This window comes from Streptomyces sp. NPDC047108 (assembly GCF_040643575.1).
In the GTDB taxonomy this organism is placed as follows: domain Bacteria; phylum Actinomycetota; class Actinomycetes; order Streptomycetales; family Streptomycetaceae; genus Streptomyces.
Map to the genome: position 1 here is coordinate 957,364 of NZ_JBEYUP010000001.1, position 19,083 is coordinate 976,446.

General features: G+C 70.6%; 17 protein-coding genes. 14 read left to right on the forward strand and 3 right to left on the reverse strand.

Going from position 1 to position 19,083, the window contains the following annotated elements; genetic code table 11:
• Positions 1-57: 57 nt before the first annotated feature.
• Positions 58-837: a hypothetical protein gene (locus ABZ822_RS04205; RefSeq protein ID WP_360846516.1), complete on the reverse strand. Its 780-nt coding sequence runs from the start codon at positions 835-837 to the stop codon at positions 58-60.
• Positions 838-1,165: 328 nt separating this feature from the next.
• On the opposite strand from ABZ822_RS04205, the gene ABZ822_RS04210 reads away from it, so the two are divergent.
• The 7 genes from ABZ822_RS04210 to ABZ822_RS04240 all read left to right on the forward strand — a co-directional run bounded on the left by ABZ822_RS04210 (position 1,166) and on the right by ABZ822_RS04240 (position 9,487).
• Complete coding sequence (locus tag ABZ822_RS04210; protein ID WP_360847053.1) at positions 1,166-1,912, forward strand: enhanced serine sensitivity protein SseB; 747 nt, start codon at positions 1,166-1,168, stop codon at positions 1,910-1,912.
• Positions 1,913-2,043: 131 nt separating this feature from the next.
• Complete coding sequence (locus ABZ822_RS04215; RefSeq protein WP_360847056.1) at positions 2,044-2,856, forward strand: enhanced serine sensitivity protein SseB C-terminal domain-containing protein; 813 nt, start codon at positions 2,044-2,046, stop codon at positions 2,854-2,856.
• A 400-nt stretch (positions 2,857-3,256) separates the two neighbouring features.
• Complete coding sequence (locus tag ABZ822_RS04220) at positions 3,257-4,255, forward strand: ABC transporter permease (RefSeq protein WP_360846518.1); 999 nt, start codon at positions 3,257-3,259, stop codon at positions 4,253-4,255.
• A 114-nt stretch (positions 4,256-4,369) separates the two neighbouring features.
• Positions 4,370-6,097: an ABC transporter substrate-binding protein gene (locus tag ABZ822_RS04225; RefSeq protein ID WP_360846520.1), complete on the forward strand. Its 1,728-nt coding sequence runs from the start codon at positions 4,370-4,372 to the stop codon at positions 6,095-6,097.
• Positions 6,098-6,216: 119 nt separating this feature from the next.
• Complete coding sequence (locus ABZ822_RS04230; RefSeq protein ID WP_360846522.1) at positions 6,217-7,215, forward strand: ABC transporter permease; 999 nt, start codon at positions 6,217-6,219, stop codon at positions 7,213-7,215.
• Positions 7,212-8,345 (forward strand): ABC transporter ATP-binding protein, encoded by a 1,134-nt coding sequence (locus ABZ822_RS04235; RefSeq protein ID WP_360846524.1) that lies wholly within the window; start codon positions 7,212-7,214, stop codon positions 8,343-8,345. Before ABZ822_RS04230 ends, ABZ822_RS04235 begins: the two co-directional genes overlap by 4 nt.
• Before the next feature lie 14 nt (positions 8,346-8,359).
• Positions 8,360-9,487, forward strand: a complete 1,128-nt coding sequence (locus ABZ822_RS04240) for a dipeptide ABC transporter ATP-binding protein (protein WP_360846526.1) — start codon at positions 8,360-8,362, stop codon at positions 9,485-9,487.
• A gap of 74 nt (positions 9,488-9,561) precedes the next feature.
• Here ABZ822_RS04240 and ABZ822_RS04245 read toward each other — a convergent pair whose 3' ends face one another.
• Entirely contained in the window at positions 9,562-10,188 is a 627-nt protein-coding gene (locus ABZ822_RS04245; RefSeq protein ID WP_360846528.1) for a trimeric intracellular cation channel family protein, read from the reverse strand.
• Between the two features lie 109 nt (positions 10,189-10,297).
• Between ABZ822_RS04245 and ABZ822_RS04250 the strand changes: the two genes are divergently transcribed.
• Positions 10,298-11,155 carry a thioesterase family protein gene (locus tag ABZ822_RS04250; protein ID WP_360846530.1) on the forward strand — a complete coding sequence of 286 codons (858 nt, stop codon included), beginning with the start codon at positions 10,298-10,300 and terminating at the stop codon, positions 11,153-11,155.
• Between the two features lie 262 nt (positions 11,156-11,417).
• Positions 11,418-12,587 (forward strand): cysteine desulfurase family protein, encoded by a 1,170-nt coding sequence (locus ABZ822_RS04255; RefSeq protein WP_360846532.1) that lies wholly within the window; start codon positions 11,418-11,420, stop codon positions 12,585-12,587.
• A 21-nt stretch (positions 12,588-12,608) separates the two neighbouring features.
• Here the strand turns inward: ABZ822_RS04255 and ABZ822_RS04260 are convergent, their stop codons facing one another.
• Positions 12,609-13,310, reverse strand: coding sequence for an N-acetylmuramoyl-L-alanine amidase (locus ABZ822_RS04260; protein WP_360846534.1), 702 nt, complete (start codon positions 13,308-13,310; stop codon positions 12,609-12,611).
• A gap of 79 nt (positions 13,311-13,389) precedes the next feature.
• Here ABZ822_RS04260 and mnmA point away from each other — a divergent pair, with 79 nt between their 5' ends.
• The 5 genes from mnmA to ligA are packed head-to-tail and all read left to right on the forward strand — an operon-like array spanning position 13,390 to position 19,061.
• Positions 13,390-14,559: a tRNA 2-thiouridine(34) synthase MnmA gene (gene mnmA, locus ABZ822_RS04265; protein ID WP_360846536.1), complete on the forward strand. Its 1,170-nt coding sequence runs from the start codon at positions 13,390-13,392 to the stop codon at positions 14,557-14,559.
• Between the two features lie 45 nt (positions 14,560-14,604).
• Entirely contained in the window at positions 14,605-15,144 is a 540-nt protein-coding gene (locus tag ABZ822_RS04270; protein WP_360846538.1) for a TIGR00730 family Rossman fold protein, read from the forward strand.
• Positions 15,145-15,159: 15 nt separating this feature from the next.
• Positions 15,160-15,849 (forward strand): SDR family oxidoreductase, encoded by a 690-nt coding sequence (locus ABZ822_RS04275; RefSeq protein ID WP_360846540.1) that lies wholly within the window; start codon positions 15,160-15,162, stop codon positions 15,847-15,849.
• 5 nt (positions 15,850-15,854) lie between these two features.
• Positions 15,855-16,865, forward strand: a complete 1,011-nt coding sequence (locus ABZ822_RS04280; protein ID WP_360847059.1) for a methionine synthase — start codon at positions 15,855-15,857, stop codon at positions 16,863-16,865.
• Positions 16,866-16,880: 15 nt separating this feature from the next.
• Positions 16,881-19,061 carry an NAD-dependent DNA ligase LigA gene (ligA, locus tag ABZ822_RS04285; RefSeq protein WP_360846542.1) on the forward strand — a complete coding sequence of 727 codons (2,181 nt, stop codon included), beginning with the start codon at positions 16,881-16,883 and terminating at the stop codon, positions 19,059-19,061.
• The last annotated feature ends 22 nt before the right edge of the window (positions 19,062-19,083 follow it).

Consider the following 19,083-nt stretch of genomic DNA (forward strand, 5'->3'; position numbering starts at 1 on the left):
TCCGGACAGCCGGGTCCGCCCTCCGCGACGTAGCGGTGGACCGTCCCGTCGTCCGCGTCAGCTCGCGGGCCAGGCGGCCGGGCGCTCGGAGGAGTCCGCGGCGGACGAGGGTTGCGAGGCGCCCGGGACCTCGGGCGACGCCGGCACGTCGGACGCGCCGGGGGAGGTCGGGATCTGCGGGGTGCCCGGGAGCTGGGGCAGCCTCGGCAGGCCGTCGAGGTTCGCCGCGGGCAGTCCGCCGCCGACCATCACGCTGGTCACGACGTTGACCGTTCCGGTGAGGAGATTCTGCACGGCGGGGGAGATGGCGCTCGGGTCGCCGGCCGAGAGGGCCTGCAGCAGGCTGTCGAGACGGCTCTGCAGATCGGCCACGGCCTTGGCCTTGAGGTCCTGTCCGGGGTCGCCGGCGCGGCGCGACTTCGCGGCGGGGCCGGGCAGGTCGTAGGCGGGCAGGACGACGGGGTCCTCCGGGCCGGGGGCGGGCTGGGTGGAGGGCTGGACGGGAGTCTGCGTCACCGAGGCCAGCGCCTGCTTGATCTCCTCCGCGCGGCTGGTGGCCTCGGCGATCGGCAGCCTGCCCTCGGGGGCCTGGAGCACCGCCTGCACGAGGTCGTTGACGGGACGGGTGATGCTGCCCATGTCGCCGAGCAGCTTCGCCTGTCCGAGCAGGTTGTCGGCGCCGGGCAGAGGGGCGTCGGATGCCTTCCGCTCGGTCGCCGTACGGGACTGGGCCCCTGTGTCGGTATCGGTGACGGCGACGGCGGCACCGGTTCCGATCACGAGGACGCCGCACACGGCGGACGCGACGAGGACGCCGCTCTTCCGGGACATATGCATGGGGAGTGCTCCCTTCGGGTGTCAATCGGCCTTGACCCCACCTTTTGAAGGCCCGGCACGGTGTGCAACTCGTGGTTACGCAGAGCGACACCGCCGCCCTGACCCCTGCGCGCGCCGGTCGCCACGGTGACCTGGGCTTATCCCGCGCTTTCGAGCAGCCCCCGGGAAGAAGCGCAAGTGCAGCCGTTAGGGTGCGTGGGCGGTTCGTACGAGACAAACGAGACAGTGGATGGGCCCGGTGACCATGTCGGAGCAGCACGGCTACTCCTCCTTCCCCTCCGGCGGTCTGCCGGCCGACGGCACGCACCCTGGCGAGCCCGGACCCGTCATGGGCTTTCCGTCCAACGCGCTGGAGGAGACGCTCGCCGCCTCCGTGGGCGTGGACGGTGCGGGCGCGCGCATCGTCGAGGTGCTGGGCCGCAGCCATGTCTGGGTGCCGCTGCCGGAGGGCGGCAGCCGCGAGAGCCGGGACCTCGACCTGCCCACCGTCGAGATCGGGGGCGCCGCCTACGTCCCGGTGTTCAGCTCGGAGCAGCAGTTCCTCCAGGTCGCCGGCGCCCATATGTCCTTCACCGTCGCCCCCGCCCGCGAGTTCGCCCGCGGCCTTCCGCCGCAGCTCGGCATCGCGGTCAACCCCGGCGGCGCGGTGGGTGTCCCGCTCCCGCCCGCCGCCGTGGCGGAGCTCTGCCGGACCGGCCGCACCCCGCTGGACACGCCGGTGACCGAGTACGGTGCCGGACCGAGCGGCGGCCGGGTGCGGCTGTTCGAGCCGGACTGGCAGGACGAGCCGGTCGACTTCCTCGGCGCGGCCGCCGGGGAGTTCGCCGTCACCGGGCTCGTGCGGACCGCCCGCCGGGCGCTGGCCAGCATCGAGGGAGCCGCACCCGCCCTCTTCGTCGGCGTCGAACTCCTGCGCTGCGAACCGCAGGACCGGGAGGCGGTGCTGCACGCCCTGGGCAGGGCGCTGGGCGCGGTGCCGGTGCCCTGGCCGGTCCAACTCGTGCTGCTGGACGTCGCCCAGGATCCGGTCGTCGACTGGATGCGGGAGCGGGTACGCCCGTTCCACACCGCGTAGACCTCCGTAAGCTGGTTGGATGAGCGGGTGCACGCGACGGGCCCTGAGCGGGGTCGCGCTGTGCCGAGGAGAAAGGGCAGAAGTCGGTGAGTGCGGGAGGCGGCACGGCTGCGGCGGGGGCCGTGGAGCAGATGCTGCGGCAGGTGACGCCCGGGCGGTACGACGCCTACGAGGCGCTGCTGCGTGCCCTCGCCGACGGCCAGGTGTGGATGCTGCTCTGGCAGGGTTCGCCGGGCTCGCCGGAGGCCCAGTACGGGAACATGGAGGTGGACGGGCAGGGATACGCGCCCTGCGTCACGTCCTCCCACGAACTGGCCGTCAGCGGCTGGAACCGCGCCCATGAGGTCGTCTCCGGCTACGACGTCGCCGCCTCGCTCTACCCCGACCACTGGGGCCTGTGGCTCAATCCGCACGCTCCGGGCGGCGGTGTCGGCATTCCCTGGGCCGATCTGCGCCGGATCGCGGTCGGGCTCGACCAGCTTCCCGCCGGACCGCTGCGGCTGTCGGAACCGACCATTGAGATCGCCCAGTTCTATGCGCTTCTGACCCAGAATGCCCACCGCACCCCCGCGGTGCGTTCGCTGCGCCGCGCCTGGGTCCAGCCCGCTCTCGGGGCGCCGTATCTCGCCATCGGCCTCGATCTGTACGACGCGAGCCCGGAGGCCGTGGAGTCGGCGCGGGCGATGATGCAGCAGTCGGTCGGCGCGGTCCCCGAGGGCCTGCCGGTGTCGACGGTGGCGATGTCCGACGCGTACGACCCGGTGGCGATGTGGCTCCGGACCTTCGCCCGCCCGTTCTTCGACCGCGATGTCTACGGCGGAGCGCAGGGTCCCGCCGCTCCCGCGTCGCCGGCCCCCGGCTACGGCTATCCGCCTCCGGGACCTGCACACGGGAACCCGGCGCCCCAGGGATGGCATCCGGGTCCCGCTCCGCACGCTTACTGAACCGCCACTCAGTTTCCGAGGGTGTAGCGAAGCGCTGCCCAGTCCTCGACATCCCCGTCCGTCATCCGGACGATCACGTGCGCGGACCTGGAGCGTGAACGGCACATGGATATTCGCCATTGCCAAATGATGGGAGTGCGGGCGGTTTTGCCCGCCCGTTTCGCGCGCTTTTCGCGTCGCCATTCGATCCGCTGAGAAGTCTCTCCCGTCCGAAATCCGGAAGCTTCCAGCACACATCACAGTTGCGCATCCTTTCCGAGGGAGGGCTGGCACCTGATCGCAAACGCGATGAAGACTCACGTTCGCCGGGCCATCGGCCCTTTGTGCGATGTGAAGATCGAGGCCGCTACAGCGGCAAGCGCTGGCCGGTCACCGCCGGTCGAGAGGGGTCCCCACCACGATGACGGCACCTATGCACGACACGGTCCCGGTCAAGGGCGACGAGGCCGGTGTGGTCGCTGACGTCACCAAGAAGGCCGTCGAGGGCCGTTCGCTGGGTCGTATCGCCTGGAACCGGCTGAAGCGGGACAAACTGGCCCTCGCCGGTGGTGCGATGGTGCTCCTCCTGATCCTGGTCGCGGTCTTCGCTCCGCTCATCACCAGCATCTTCGGCCATGATCCGAATGAGCATCACGAGGACCTGATCGACCCGCTGTTCGGCGTTCCGTCGGGCTCGTGGGGCGGCATCAGCTCCGAGCACCTGCTGGGCATCGAGCCGGTCAACGGCCGTGACGTCTTCAGCCGCATCGTCTTCGGCGCCCGCATCTCGCTGCTCGTCGGCTTCCTCTCGGCCATGGTGGCGGTCGCGTTCGGCACCGTGCTCGGCATTCTGGCGGGCTACTTCGGCGGCTGGGTCGACGCCGTGATCAGCCGTGTGATGGACATGCTGCTGGCCTTCCCCCAGCTCCTGTTCATCATCTCGCTCATCTCGGTCATGCCCAACCATCTCCTCGGCCTGGAGGGCACCGGCGTCCGCCTGCTGGTGATGATCCTGGTCATCGGATTCTTCGGCTGGCCCTACATCGGCCGCATCGTCCGCGGCCAGACCCTGTCCCTGCGCGAGCGCGAGTACGTGGAGGCGGCCCGCAGCCTCGGCGCCGGGCAGCGCTACATCCTCTTCAAGGAACTGCTCCCGAACCTCATCGCGCCCATCACCGTCTACACGACGCTGATGATCCCGACCAACATCCTGACCGAAGCCGCACTCGGCTTCCTCGGGGTGGGCGTCAAGCCGCCGACCGCGTCCTGGGGAAACATGCTCTCCACCGCGGTGCGCTACTACGACTCCGACCCGATGTTCATGGTGATCCCGGGCGTGGCCATCTTCGTCACCGTCCTTTCGTTCAACCTCTTCGGCGACGGCGTGCGCGACGCGCTCGACCCCAAGGGAACCCGCTGACTCCCCCCACTCAAGCCCCACCCCTGGGCCCTGCGCAGCCGTGCGGGCCGTGAGACACACGGAGGATCCGAGATCGTGACAACCCAACGCACATCGAGGCGCAGACTGGCCGGCATGTCGGCCGTCGTGGTCGCGGTACTGGTCTCCACCGCGGCCTGTGGCGGTGGCGGCAGCGACAGCGACAGCAAGGGCGCCGGTTTCAACGCGGGCATCGAGAAGGTCGCCAGCGCGTCGGACAAGAAGGGCGGCACGCTGAAGTTCATCGGCGTGCAGGACGCCGACTCCTGGGACACCACCCGCGGCTACTACGGCTTCGCATGGAACTTCATGCGCTACTACAGCCGTCAGCTGGTCACCTCCGACACGGCTCCTGGCGAGAAGGGCCTGGAGCTGAAGCCGGACCTCGCCACGAGCAAGGCGAAGATCACCGACGGCGGCAAGACCTACACGTACAAGCTCAAGGACGACGTCACCTGGGAGGACGGCAAGCCGATCACCGCCCAGGACGTCAAGTACGGCATCGAGCGCCAGTGGGCGCAGGACGTGCTGTCCGGCGGGCCGGTCTACCTCAAGGACATCCTGGACCCGGACGGCAAGTACAAGGGCCCGTACAAGGACAAGTCCAAGGACAAGCTGGGCCTGAAGGCGATCGAGACGCCGGACGAGAAGACCGTCGTCTTCAAGCTCCCGAAGGCCAACAGTGACTTCGAGGAGATCCTGGCGCTGCCGTTCGCCTCGCCCGTCCGGCAGGACAAGGACACCAAGTCGAAGTACGGTCTCAAGCCGTTCTCGTCCGGCCCGTACAAGTTCGAGTCGTACACGCCGAACAAGAACATCACCCTGGTCCGCAACACCGAGTGGAAGCAGTCCTCGGACGACATCCGCAAGGCGCTGCCGGACAAGGTCACGGTCACGCTGCTCACCAACGCCGACGAGATGGACAACCGTCTGATCTCCGGCGACTACGACCTCGACCTCAACCAGACGGGTATGTCGCCCGCCGGACGCACCAAGGCGCTCAAGCAGCACAAGGAGAGCCTGGACAACCCGGTCATGGGTTACATCCGCTACGCGTCGTTCCCGCAGACGGTCAAGCCGTTCGACAACATCCACTGCCGCAAGGCCGTGATCTACGGTGCCGACCACAAGTCGCTGCAGAACGCCCGAGGTGGCCCGCTGGCCGGTGGTGACATCGGCACCAACATGCTCCCGCCGGTCGTGCCCGGTTCCGACCCGAGCTACGACCCGTACGGCACGGCGAAGAACGGCGGCAAGGCCGACATCGCCAAGGCCAAGGAGGAGCTGAAGGCCTGCGGTAAGCCCAACGGCTTCAAGACCACCATCGCCGTCCGTAACAACAAGGAAGTCGAGGTGGCCACCGCCGAGTCGCTCCAGGCGTCGCTGAAGAAGATCGGCGTCGACGTCGAGATCGACCAGTTCGACGGCGCCCAGACCAGCGGCATCATCGGTAACCCCGAGGTCGTGAAGAAGAAGAACTACGGCATCATCATCATGGGCTGGGGTCCGGACTTCCCGACCGTCCAGGGCTACGGCATGCCGCTGTGGGACAGCAGCTACATCCTGCCGAACGGCAACAACAACTTCGCCATGATCAAGGACAAGTCGATCGACGAGAAGTTCGACTCGTTCGTCGCGGAGCTGGACGAGACCAAGCGGGAGCAGCTCGCCTCCGACATCAACAAGAAGGTCATGGAGGGCGGCTACTACCTGCCGTTCGTCTTCGAGAAGATCATCAACTGGCGCTCCCCCCGACTGACCAACGTCTACTCGACCTTCGCGTTCAGCGGTCAGTACGACTTCACGTCGCTGGGCGTCAAGTAAACCTATCGCCGGCGCACCCGCCGCTAGGCACGAAGGGCAGGTGAAGGCCGCGACGGCGGCCCGGTGAACTCCCGGACGATCTCCGGGAGTTCACCGGGCCCGCCAGGGGCCCGAGAGCAGTGCTCACTTACATCATCAGGCGGCTGTTCGCCGCCGCAGTGATGCTGATCGTCATCATGCTGGCGGTCTTCAGCATCTTCTTCCTGATTCCGAAGTGGACGGGCGTCGACCCGGCCACCATGTACGTCGGCAAGCAGTCCGACGCGGCGGCCCTGGAGGGCATCCGGGAGAAACTGGGTCTGGGCGACCCGATCCTGGTCCAGCTCTTCGAGTTCTTCAAAGGCATCCTCGTCGGCCGCGACTACACCGGTGGCGGCGACACCATTCACTGCTCGGCCCCCTGCTTCGGCTACTCCTTCAAGACCGAGCAGGCCATCTGGCCGATCCTCGCCGACCGTCTGCCGGTGACCCTGCAGCTCGCCGTCGGCGCGGCCCTCATCTGGCTGCTGATCGGCCTGACCGCGGGCGTCCTCTCGGCGCTCAAGCGCGGTTCCGTCTGGGACCGGGGCGCCATGATCGTCGCCCTCGGCGGCGTCTCGCTGCCCATCTACTTCACCGGCCTGGTCTCGCTGGCGGTGTTCTCCTACGGCCTGGGCTGGGTCAGCAACGAGTACACACCACTCGAGGAGAACTTCGGCGACTGGTTCAGCGGCATGATCCTGCCCTGGGTGACGCTCGCGTTCCTCTTCGGCGCGATGTACGCCCGCCTCACCCGGGCCACCATGCTGGAAGTCATGGGTGAGGACTACATCCGCACCGCCCGCGCCAAGGGCCTGGGGGAGGGGGCCGTCATCCGCAAGCACGCCATGCGCTCCACCATGACCCCCATCATCACGCTGCTCGGCGTCGACCTGGGTGCCCTGATCGGCGGCGCGATCCTGACCGAGACGACCTTCAGCCTGCCCGGCCTCGGCCAGGCCGTGCTCAAGGCGATCGGCGAACGCGACCTGCCGCTCATCCTCGGCGTCACGCTGATCACCGCGAGCGCGGTCGTCCTCGCCAACCTCGTTGTGGACGTGCTCTACGGCGTGATCGACCCCCGAGTGAGGCTCGCATGACCACTGCATCTGTCCCGGGGGACACTCCCGGAAACCAGGCGGCGAAGCCGGGTGCCGTGGGCGAGCCGGTGGCCGCGGGAGCGGCTCCGCCGCCCTCGGCCTTCCTCGAAGTCCGCGATCTCAAGGTGCACTTCCCGACCGAGGACGGCCTGGTGAAGGCCGTCGACGGGCTCTCCTTCTCGCTGGAGAAGGGCAAGACGCTCGGCATCGTCGGCGAGTCCGGATCCGGCAAGTCCGTCACCTCGCTCGGGATCATGGGCCTGCACCGGGTCGGCCAGTACGGACGCCGGAAGACGCAGATCTCCGGCGAGATCTGGCTCGACGGGCAGGAACTGCTGAGCGCGCCCGCCGACGAGGTGCGCAAGCTGCGCGGCCGCGAGATGTCCATGATCTTCCAGGACCCGCTGTCGGCCCTGCACCCGTACTTCACCATCGGGCAGCAGATCGTGGAGGCCTACCGGATCCACCACGACGTCGACAAGAAGACCGCCCGCAGGCGCGCGGTCGAGATGCTCGACCGCGTCGGCATCCCGCAGCCGGACCAGCGGGTGGACAGCTATCCGCACGAGTTCTCCGGCGGTATGCGCCAGCGCGCGATGATCGCCATGTCGCTCGTGAACAACCCCGAGCTGCTGATCGCCGACGAGCCGACCACGGCCCTCGACGTGACCGTCCAGGCGCAGATCCTCGACCTGATCCGGGACCTGCAGAAGGAGTTCGGCTCCGCGGTCATCATCATCACCCACGACCTGGGGGTCGTCGCCGAGCTGGCCGACCAGATCCTGGTCATGTACGGCGGCCGCTGCGTCGAGCGCGGCACGGCCGAGAAGGTCTTCTACGAGCCCCAGCACCCGTACACCTGGGGGCTGCTCGGCTCCATGCCGCGCATCGACCGCGACCAGACCGAACGCCTTATCCCGGTCAAGGGCTCCCCGCCCAGCCTGATCAACGTCCCGAGCGGCTGCGCGTTCAACCCCCGCTGCCCGTACGCGGACGTGCCCAAGGGCGGTGTCACCCGCACCGAGCGGCCCGAGCTGCGCGAGGTGAGCAGCGGACACTTCTCCGCCTGCCACATGGCGCCGGAGGACCGGGAGCGGATCTGGACCGAAGAGATTGCGCCGAAGCTGTGAGCGAGGACGAGCCGATGACGATCCCCGGACAGGCCGGCGCGGCCGACGCGGAAGCCGTGGCCAAGACGGCGACCTCCCCGGACCCCCAGCCCGGTGAGACGCTGCTCAAGGTGACGGGGCTGACGAAGCACTTCCCGATCACCAAGGGCATCCTCAAGCGCCAGGTGGGCGCGGTGAAGGCGGTCGACGGTATCGACTTCGACGTCCGGGCGGGGGAGACCCTCGGCGTCGTCGGCGAGTCCGGCTGCGGCAAGTCCACCATGGGCCGTCTGATCACGCGCCTGCTCGAACCGAGCAGCGGGAAGATCGAGTTCGAGGGCCAGGACATCACCCACCTGGGCACGGGCAGGATGCGGCCGCTGCGCCGTGACGTCCAGATGATCTTCCAGGACCCGTACTCGTCGCTGAATCCGCGGCACACCGTCGGCGCCATCGTCAGCGCGCCGTTCAAGCTGCAGGGCGTGCAGCCGGAGGGCGGGGTCAAGCGCGAGGTCCAGCGTCTGCTGGAGGTCGTCGGCCTCAACCCCGAGCACTACAACCGCTATCCGCACGAGTTCTCCGGCGGCCAGCGGCAGCGCATCGGCATCGCGCGGGCGCTGGCCCTCAAGCCGAAGCTGGTCGTGGCGGACGAGCCGGTGTCCGCGCTGGACGTGTCGATCCAGGCCCAGGTGGTCAACCTGCTGGACGACCTCCAGGAGGAGATGGGCCTGACGTACGTGATCATCGCCCACGACCTGTCGGTCATCCGGCACGTCTCGGACCGGATCGCGGTCATGTACCTCGGCAAGATCGTCGAACTGACCGACCGCCAGTCGCTGTACCAGACGCCGATGCACCCGTACACCCGCGCACTGCTCTCCGCGGTGCCGGTGCCGGACCCGCGGCGGCGTGCCAAGCGCGACCGGATCCTGCTCCAGGGTGACGTCCCGTCGCCGATCAAGCCGCCCTCCGGCTGCCGTTTCCACACCCGTTGCTGGAAGGCGACGGAGCTGTGCACGACGCAGGAGCCGCCGCTCGTCGCGCTGCGGACGGGGCATCAGGTGGCCTGCCACCACCCGGAGAACGCGCCGGACCAGGCGCCCGGGGACAAGGCCCTTCCGGGGGCCGCCGAGGTGGCCGACGTCGTCGTCAAGGACGGCTGAGGGCGGGCTCTCGTCGATCGGTGGGGCCCACGCGTCGGACGGCGCGTGGGCCTCGTCCGTCACGGCCTCGTCCGTCAGGCGCTCGTACCCGGAGTCCGGTTGCCGTGCGGACGGGGCAGGTGGACCCCGAAGTAGACGGCCGCCATGCGTAGCGCGAAGACCAGGGCGGCCGACAGCGCGGTGGCCGTCGTGGCGTCCACGCCGGCCGCGTCGAGCGCGAGGTACGCGCCGGCTCCGGCGGCCGCGGCCGTGGCGTACACGTCCTCGCGGAGGAGCAGCGGCGGGAACTCCCCGCACAGCACGTCGCGCACCACCTCGCCCGTCACGCCGGTGATGACCCCGAAGATGATCACGGCGAGCGGTGTGACACCTGAGTCGATGGCCGCCTGGGCGCCGATCACGGTCACGACCGAGAGGCCGAGCGCGTCGACGAAGAGCAGTGAGCGCTCGGGCAGCCGCCAGTAGCGCAGATAGACGATCGTGGCGGCCCCGACGGCGCCGATGACGGTCAGCAGGACCCAGTCGTGCGTCCAGTACAGCGGGTGCCGGTCGAGCATCAGATCCCGCAGCGTGCCACCGGAGATGGAGGCGGCGAAGGCCAGGGCCAGGCCGCCGAAGGGATCCATGTTCGCGCGGTGGGCGGCCAGCACCCCGCTCGCCGCGAAGGCGGAGACGCCCACCAGGTACAGCATGTGCAGCATGATCGTTCCCAGTCTCGGACCGGTGCCCCGGCTGCCGGAGCACCGGCGCATCATCTCAGCCGCAGGGCGGGGCTACCCGCCAGTAACAAAACGGTGTACGGTGCAGCGCATGGCACAGGGCACGACACAGGCAACGATCGGCGACAGCGAGTTCGACCGCGACACCGCCGTCACGCGGCGCGCACCCGGCATCTACGACGCCGAGCTGTCCGAGGGCTGGACGATCATCCAGGCGGTCAACGGCGGCTACCTGCTGGCGCTGCTCGGCCGCGCCCTGGGCGACAGCCTCCCGCACCCCGACCCCTTCACGATCACCGCGCACTACCTCACCGCCTCCCGGCCCGGTCCCGCCGAGATCCGTACCGAGACCGTGCGGACGGGCCGGACCATGTCCACCGGCCAGGCGTCCCTGATCCAGCGCGACGCGTCCGGCACGGAGGTCGAGCGCATCCGCGTCACCGCGCACTACGGGGACCTCGCCGCCCTGCCCGACGACGTCCGCACCTCCGCCCAGCCCCCGGCCATCCCCCCGTACGAGGACTGCCCAGGGCCGCGCTCGGGGCAGCAGGCCGCACCCCTCTTCCCGGGCAGCTCGGCCATCACCGAGCGCCTCGACATCCGCCTCGACCCGGCCACCGCGGGCTGGGCTCTCGGGCGGCCGTCGGGGCGGGGCGAGATGCGCGCCTGGTTCGGGCTCGCCGACGGCCGCGACGCCGACCCGCTGTCCCTGCTGCTCGCCGTCGACGCCCTGCCGCCCACGGCGTTCGAACTCGGGCACATGGGCTGGGTGCCCACCGTCGAACTCACCACCCACGTACGGCACCGGCCGGCGCCCGGTCCGCTGCGGATCTCGGTGACCACCCGCAACATGGCGGGCGGCTTCCTGGAAGAGGACGCCGAGGTGTGGGACAGCGAGGACCGGCTCGTCGCCCAATCCCGCCAGCTCGCACGGGCGTTGCTCACCTGAGGTCGCCGCGGGACCCGGACCTCCGGCGTCCCGCGCTCCCCTGCTCCCTCCCTTGCTCCCGCAGGGACTGTCCATTCCCTGCGCGTCCCGCACCGGTGCCGCCTCCGCTGCGCCCGGCGCTTCCCGCGTCATGCGTGCGCCCTCCGGGCCCGCCGCCGCCCGCGCGCGCCGGATCCCGTGCAGGCCGGAGCGCGCTCCTCCCCGCGCTCCCCCGGACGCGTGGGGGAAAGGCTCCGGCCCCGCTCGTAGAATCGTGGGCATCATGGCCTACCTCGACCACGCCGCCACCACCCCGATGCTCCCCGAGGCGGTGCGGGCGATGACCGCCCAGCTCGCCGTCACCGGGAACGCCTCCTCGCTGCACGCCGCCGGCCGGCGAGCGCGCCGTACGGTCGAGGAGTCGCGGGAAACCCTCGCCGCCGCGCTCGGCGCCCGGCCCAGCGAGGTGGTGTTCACCGCGGGCGGCACGGAGTCCGACAACCTCGCGGTCAAGGGTCTCTACTGGGCCCGCAGAGCCGCCGACCCCCGTCGCACCCGCGTCCTGGCGAGCCCGGTCGAGCACCACGCCGTACTGGACGCCGTCGACTGGCTCGCCGGACACGAGGGCGCGCGCGTGGAGTACCTGCCCGTCGACTCCTACGGCCGCGTCCACCCCGGCGACCTGCGCGAGGCCATCGCCCGTGACCCCTCGGACGTCGCCCTGGCAACCGTGATGTGGGCGAACAACGAGATCGGCACCGTCATGCCGGTCCGTGAACTCGCAGATGTGGCCGCTGAGTTCGAGGTGCCGCTGCACGCCGACACCGTCCAGGCCTTCGGGCAGCTCCCCGTCGACTTCGCCGCGTCGAACCTCGCCGCGATGACGGTGAGCGGCCACAAGATCGGGGGCCCGTACGGCATCGGGGCGCTGGTGCTGCGCCGCGAGGAGACACCCGTACCGCTGCTGCACGGCGGCGGGCAGGAGCGGCACGTGCGGTCCGGCACCCTCGACGTGCCCGCCGTCGCCGCGTTCGCCGCCGCCGCCGAGCACGCCGCCGGGCAGCACGACGCCTTCGCCCGCGAGATCGGGGCGCTGCGCGACAAGCTGATCACCGCGGTCCGTACGGCCGTCCCGGACGCCGTCCTGGGCGGGGACCCCGACCCGGCGGGCCGGCTGCCCGCCAACGCGCACTTCTCCTTCCCCGGCTGCGAGGGCGACTCGCTGCTGCTGCTCCTGGACGCCCAGGGCATCGAGTGCTCCACCGGCTCGGCCTGCACCGCGGGCGTCGCCCAGCCCAGCCACGTGCTCCTCGCCACCGGCACGGATCCTGAGCTGGCCCGCGGCACCCTCCGCTTCTCCTTCGGACACACCTCGACGGCCGAGGACGTGGACGCGGTGGCGGCGGCGATCGGCCCGGCGGTCGAGCGGGCGCGCACGGCGGGGCTCTCGTAGGGCCGCCACCCGCGGACCGGGTCACGCCGTCCTGAGGCTCGCCTCCCGTACGAGCCTCAGATAGCGGTCCCAGTCCCAGTGGGGGCCGGGGTCGGTGTGATCGGTGCCGGGCACCTCCACATGGCCCACGATGTGCCGGCGGTCGACCGGTATCCCGTACCGCGCGCATATCCCGGCGGTCAGCCGTGCCGACGAGCGGTACATCGCTTCCGTGAACGACCCTCGGCGGTCCACGAAGCCCTCGTGCTCGATGCCGATGCTGCGCTCGTTCCAGCCGCGGTTCCCCGCGTGGTACGCGACGTCCAGCTCGCGGATCATCTGCGCGATGTGGCCGTCCTTGCGCACCACGTAATGGGTGGCCGCGCCGTGCTCCGGGTCCTGGAAGACCTTCAGCGCGATCGGAAAGCTGCCCTCGACGACATGGATCACCACGCGGTCGATCGTGTAGTCGTCGGGCCGGTCGGCCATGCGCCAGTTCGCCGTCGACGCGGCGATCCACTGGGCGCCCCGGTGGTCGAGCTCGCCCTTCTTGCGCGGCTTGTCATTGCCGGGGATCCGCCACCAGAGGCGGGCCAGCTGGTCCGCGCCCAGCACCCCGGCCGTGCCGACGGCCGCGGCGGCGCCCCCGGCGATCAGGGCACGGCGGCTCAGCCCGGCTCGGCGCGGCGTGCCGCTGCCGGTGCGGCGCTCCGCGCGGGACTCCCCTCGGGCCTGCTCGTCCATCCGCCCCCTTCGCGCATACGGTTCACCGGTACATAACGCCTTCGGGGTCCCGCGCGGTTCCCCTTACCCTGGAGTCGCTATGAACGCCTCTCCCGTCCCCCAGACCAGCCCCGCCGCGCCAGCCGGCCCCGGCGACGGACGCCGCCTGAAGGTGCTCGCCGCCATGTCCGGCGGCGTCGACTCCGCAGTCGCCGCGGCCCGCGCCGCCGAGGCGGGCCATGATGTGACCGGTGTGCACCTCGCGCTCTCCGCCAATCCCCAGTCCTTCAGGACCGGGGCCCGCGGCTGCTGCACGATCGAGGACTCCCGCGACGCCCGCCGCGCGGCCGATGTGATCGGCATCCCGTTCTACGTCTGGGACCTCGCCGACCGGTTCCGGCAGGACGTCGTGGAGGACTTCGTCGCCGAGTACGCGGCGGGCCGCACGCCCAATCCCTGCCTGCGCTGCAACGAGAAGATCAAGTTCGCGGCGCTGCTGGACAAGGCGCTGGCCCTCGGCTTCGACGCCGTGTGCACCGGCCACTACGCGACGGTGGTCCTGCGCGAGGACGGCACCCGCGAACTGCACCGCGCCACCGACATGGCCAAGGACCAGTCGTACGTCCTCGGTGTCCTGGACGAGCGGCAGCTCGCCCACGCCCTGTTCCCCCTCGGCGACACCCGCACCACCAAGGACGAGATCCGCGCCGAGGCCGAGTCCCGCGGTCTGGCCGTGGCCAAGAAGCCCGACAGCCACGACATCTGCTTCATCGCGGACGGCGACACCCAGGGCTTCCTCTCGCGGCACCTCGGCACCGCCGAGGGCGACATCCTCGACGAGGACGGCACCAAGGTCGGGACCCACACCGGCGCGTACGGCTACACGATCGGCCAGCGCAAGGGCCTGCGGCTCGGGGTCCCCGCGCCCGACGGCAAGCCGCGCTACGTCCTGGACATCTCGCCGGTGGACAACACCGTCACCGTCGGCCCCTCCGCGGCCCTCGGCGTCACCGCCCTCACCGGGATCAAGCCGCGCTGGTGCGGCACGCCTCCCAGCGGCCCCGGTACGTACACCGCGCAGCTCCGCGCCCACGGCGGGGAGACCGAGGTGACCGCGGAGTTCGCCGACGGGGAGCTGCGGGTCGCCTTCACCGAGCCGGTGCGCGGTGTGGCACCCGGCCAGGCGATCGTTCTGTACGACGGCACGCGCGTCGTCGGCTCGGCGACGATCGCGACGACACAGCGCGCCCGGCCCGTGCCCTCCGGCTGACGCCGACCTCCGGGCGCACGGCGTGCCGCTCGTACAGTGGCGGGCATGAACATCTGCGTCTTCTGCTCCTCCGCCGACCTCGATGAGCGCTACACGCGCCCCGCCCGCGAGTTCGCCGAGCTGATCGGCAAGGGCGGGCACACGCTCGTCTGGGGCGGGTCGAACGTCGGTCTGATGAAGGTCGTGGCCGACGGGGTCGAGAAGGCGGGCGGCCGGCTGGCCGGCGTCTCGGTGGAGTTCCTGTCCGACAAGGTCCGTCGCGGCGTGGACGAGATGGTGATCACCAAGAACCTCGCCGAGCGCAAGGCGGAGATGCTGGCGCGCGCCGACGCCGTCGTGATCATGGTGGGCGGCACGGGCACGCTCGACGAGGCCACGGAGATCCTGGAGCTGAAGAAGCACCGCATCCATGACAAGCCCGTCGTGCTGCTCAACACCGCGGGGTTCTACGACGGTCTGAAACTGCAGTTCCAGCGCATGGAGGACGAAGGCTTCCTGCCCTTGCCGCTGGACCGGCTCGTCGTCTTCGCGGAGGAGCCGGCCGAGGCCCTGGCGCACCTGGAGGAGGCCGCGGGCGGCCGGTGAGGCAAGCTGGGGGCCATGACTGCACACCTGATCACCGGGGCGGGCTCCGGCATCGGCGCGGCCGTCACCGAGCGGCTGGCCGAACGCGGTGACGAACTCTGGCTGCTGGCGCGCGACGCCGGCCGCGCCAAGGAGCTCCAGCAGCGCTTTCCCGGTGCCCGTACGGTCGTCGGCGACCTGGGCCACCCGGAGAAGCTGTCCTGGGCGTTCGGACACCAGGAACTCCCCGACCGGCTCGACTCCCTCCTGCACGTCGCCGGCGTCGTGGAGCTGGGTCCCATCGGGGAGATGACCCCCAAGGGGTGGAACGCGCAGCTCGCCGCCAACCTCGTCTCGCCCGCCGAGCTGACCCGGCTGCTGCTGCCCCAGCTCCGTGTCGGGCGCGGCCATGTCGTCTTCGTCAACTCCGGTGCGGGGCTGCGTGCCAACGCCGAGTGGGGCGCGTACGCGGCCAGCAAGCACGGCCTCAAGGCTCTGGCCGACTCCCTCCGCCTGGAGGAGCACGACGCCGGTGTGCGTGTCACCTCCGTCTACCCGGGCCGCACGGCCACGCCCATGCAGGCCGACGTGCACCGGCAGGAGGGCAAGATGTACGACGAGTCCCGCTGGATCGACCCCGGGTCCGTCGCCGTGACGATCCTCGCCGCGCTCGACCTCCCGCGCGACGCCGAGGTCACGGATCTGTCCGTACGGCCCGGCTCGTGAGCGGCGTGGACACACCCCGTTTCCCGTGGGGGCCCGCCGCCGCGACGGGTGTCGGCTCGATGCCCGGGACGGACGCGCGGGAAGCCGCGAAGACCGTCACCGGCGCGCTGGAGACCTTCCCGCATCTGCCCGAACTGCCCGCCCGGGGACCGGGCGCCGACATGATCGGGCGTACGGCCGGGCTGCTGGTCGAGATGTACGCACGCGTGGAGCCCAGCGGCTGGCGGATCGGCGACCGGCCGGGCCGCGACACCCGGCGCGCCTGGTCCTGGCGGGGCGAGGACCTCGACGCGCTCGAGGAGTTCACACAGGGGTACGAGGGCCCGCTGAAGGTGCAGGCCGTCGGACCGTGGACGCTCGCGTCCGCGCTGGAGCTGAGGAACGGCGAAGCCGTCCTGTCCGACCCGGGTGCCCGCCGGGACCTCGCCGGATCGCTCACCGAAGGGCTGCGCGGCCACCTCGACGAGGTGCGGCGCCGGGTGCCCGGGGCGCAGGTCGTGCTGCAGCTCGACGAGCCGTCGCTGACGGCCGTGCTGCTGGGTCAGGTGAAGACGGCCAGCGGCTACCGCACGCACGGTGCCGTCGACCGGGCCGTGGCCGAGGGCACGCTGCGCGAGGTGTTCGGCGCGGCCGGGGGCGCCCCCGTGGTGGTGCACTCCTGCGCGCCGGGCGTGCCGTTCGCGCTGCTGCGGCGCGCGGGCGCGACGGGCATCTCGTTCGACGCCGCACTCCTCACGGAGCGTGAGGACGAGCGGATCGGCGAGGCGGTCGAGGGCGGGACCGCGCTCCTCGCCGGAATCGTGCCCGGCACGGACACCGGATTGTCGGACCCTGCCGGTAGCGTCGGGGGTGTCAGGACGCTGTGGCGCAGGCTGGGCCTGTCACCGGGGACTCTCGCCGAGTCCGTGGTGATCACTCCGGCATGTGGTCTCGCGGGTGCCTCACCGGCGTACGCCCGGAAGGTGCTGGCCCATTGCGTCCGGTCCGCGAGATCGCTCGCGGACAACCCTGAGTAACGGGAGGAAGCAACGGTGGCCGGCGAACAGCAGGGGAGCGTGCCCGCGAAGGCGCGGGAGCGGCATGCACAGCTCGCTGAGCAGGTGGAGGAGCACCGCTTCCGCTACTACGTCAACGACGCCCCCGTCATCAGCGACGGGGAGTTCGACAAGCTGCTGAGGTCCCTGGAGGCGCTGGAGGAGGAGCATCCGGAGCTGCGCACGCCGGACTCGCCCACCCAGAAGGTCTCGGGGCACTACGAGACCGAGTTCACCGCCGTGGAGCACCGCGAGCGGATGCTCAGCCTCGACAACGCCTTCGACGAGGCGGAGCTGGAGTCCTGGGCGGACCGCGTCGCCCGCGAACTGAGCGGCTCCGCCTTCCACTTCCTGTGCGAGCTGAAGGTCGACGGCCTCGCCGTCAACCTCACCTACGAGCGCGGCCGTCTCACCCGCGCCGCCACCCGCGGCGACGGCCGCACCGGCGAGGACATCACGCCCAACATCCGGACGATCGCCGAGATCCCGGACCGGTTGCACGGGGACCGCGTCCCGGACCTGGTCGAGATCCGCGGCGAGGTCTTCTTCCCGATGGAGAAGTTCCAGGAGCTGAACGCCCGCCTGGTGGAAGCCGGCAAGCCGCCGTTCGCCAACCCGCGCAACGCGGCGGCCGGTTCGCTCCGCCAGAAGGATCCCAAAGTCACCGCCACCCGCCCGCTGCACATGGTGGTCCACGGCATCGGCGCCCGCGAGGGCTTCGGCATCGCCCGCCTCTCCGAGGCGTACGGACTGCTCCACGAGTGGGGCCTGCCCACGTCCAAGGCGTACAAGGTCGTCAATTCCCTCGACGACGTGCGGCAGTTCATCGACTACTACGGCGAGAACCGCCATGCGGTGGAGCACGAGATCGACGGCGTGGTCGTCAAGCTCGACGAGGTGCCCCTGCAGGGCCGGCTCGGCTCCACCTCACGCGCCCCGCGCTGGGCCATCGCCTGGAAGTACGCGCCCGAGGAGGTCAACACCAAGCTGGTCGACATCCGGGTCGGCGTCGGACGCACCGGGCGCGTCACGCCCTACGCGGTGGTCGAGCCGGTCAAGGTCGCGGGCTCCGAGGTCGAGTTCGCCACGCTGCACAACCAGGACGTCGTCAAGGCCAAGGGCGTGCTCATCGGGGACACGGTCGTGCTGCGCAAGGCGGGCGATGTGATTCCCGAGATCCTGGGGCCCGTGGTGGACCTGCGGGACGGCAGTGAGCGCGAGTTCGTCATGCCGGCCCGGTGCCCGGACTGCGGCACCGCCCTGCGCCCGATGAAAGAGGGCGACATCGATCTGCGGTGCCCCAACGCCCGCTCCTGCCCTGCCCAGTTGAGGGAGCGGATTTTCTATCTCGCGGGCCGCAGATGCCTGGACATCGAGAACTTCGGCTATGTCGTCGCCTCGGCGCTGACCCAGCCGCTGGAGCCCTCGGAGCCGCCGCTGAAGGACGAGGGCGACCTCTTCGACCTCACCGTGGAGGAGCTCCTGCCCATCCGGTCGTACGTCCTCGACATGGACACCGGACTGCCCAAACGGGACCCGAAGACCGGTGAGGAGAAGGTCGTCACGCTCTTCGCCAACCAGAAGGGCGAGCCGAAGAAGAACACCCTCGCGATGCTCCAGCACATCGAGGAGGCCAAGCAGCGCCCGCTCGCCCGCATCATCACCGGCCTGTCCATCCGTCATGTCGGACCGGTCGCGGCGGAGGCCCTGGCCAGGGAGTTCCGCTCGGTGGACCGCATCGCCGAGGCGGACGAGGAGGAACTGGCCGCCGTGGAAGGCGTCGGGCCGACGATCGCGGCCTCGGTGAAGCAGTGGTTCGCGGAGGACTGGCACCGCGCGATCGTGGAGAAATGGCGTGCCGCTGGAGTCCGGCTCGAGGAAGAGGGCGGAGAGGACAGCGGTCCCCGTCCGCTCGCGGGGCTCACGGTGGTGGTCACGGGAACGCTGGCGTCCTGGACGAGAGATGGCGCGAAAGAGGCCCTGCAGAACCTAGGAGCGAAGGCGGCCGGTTCCGTTTCGAAGAAGACCAGCTTCGTTGTCGTAGGTGACAACCCGGGTTCGAAGTACGATAAGGCCCTCCAGTTGAAGGTTCCGGTACTGGACGAGGACGGCTTCGCCGTACTGCTGCAGCAAGGGCCCGACGCCGCCAGGGAAGTGGCCGAGGTGTCACCCGAATAGCCGTCAGGGACCACCCGTACGG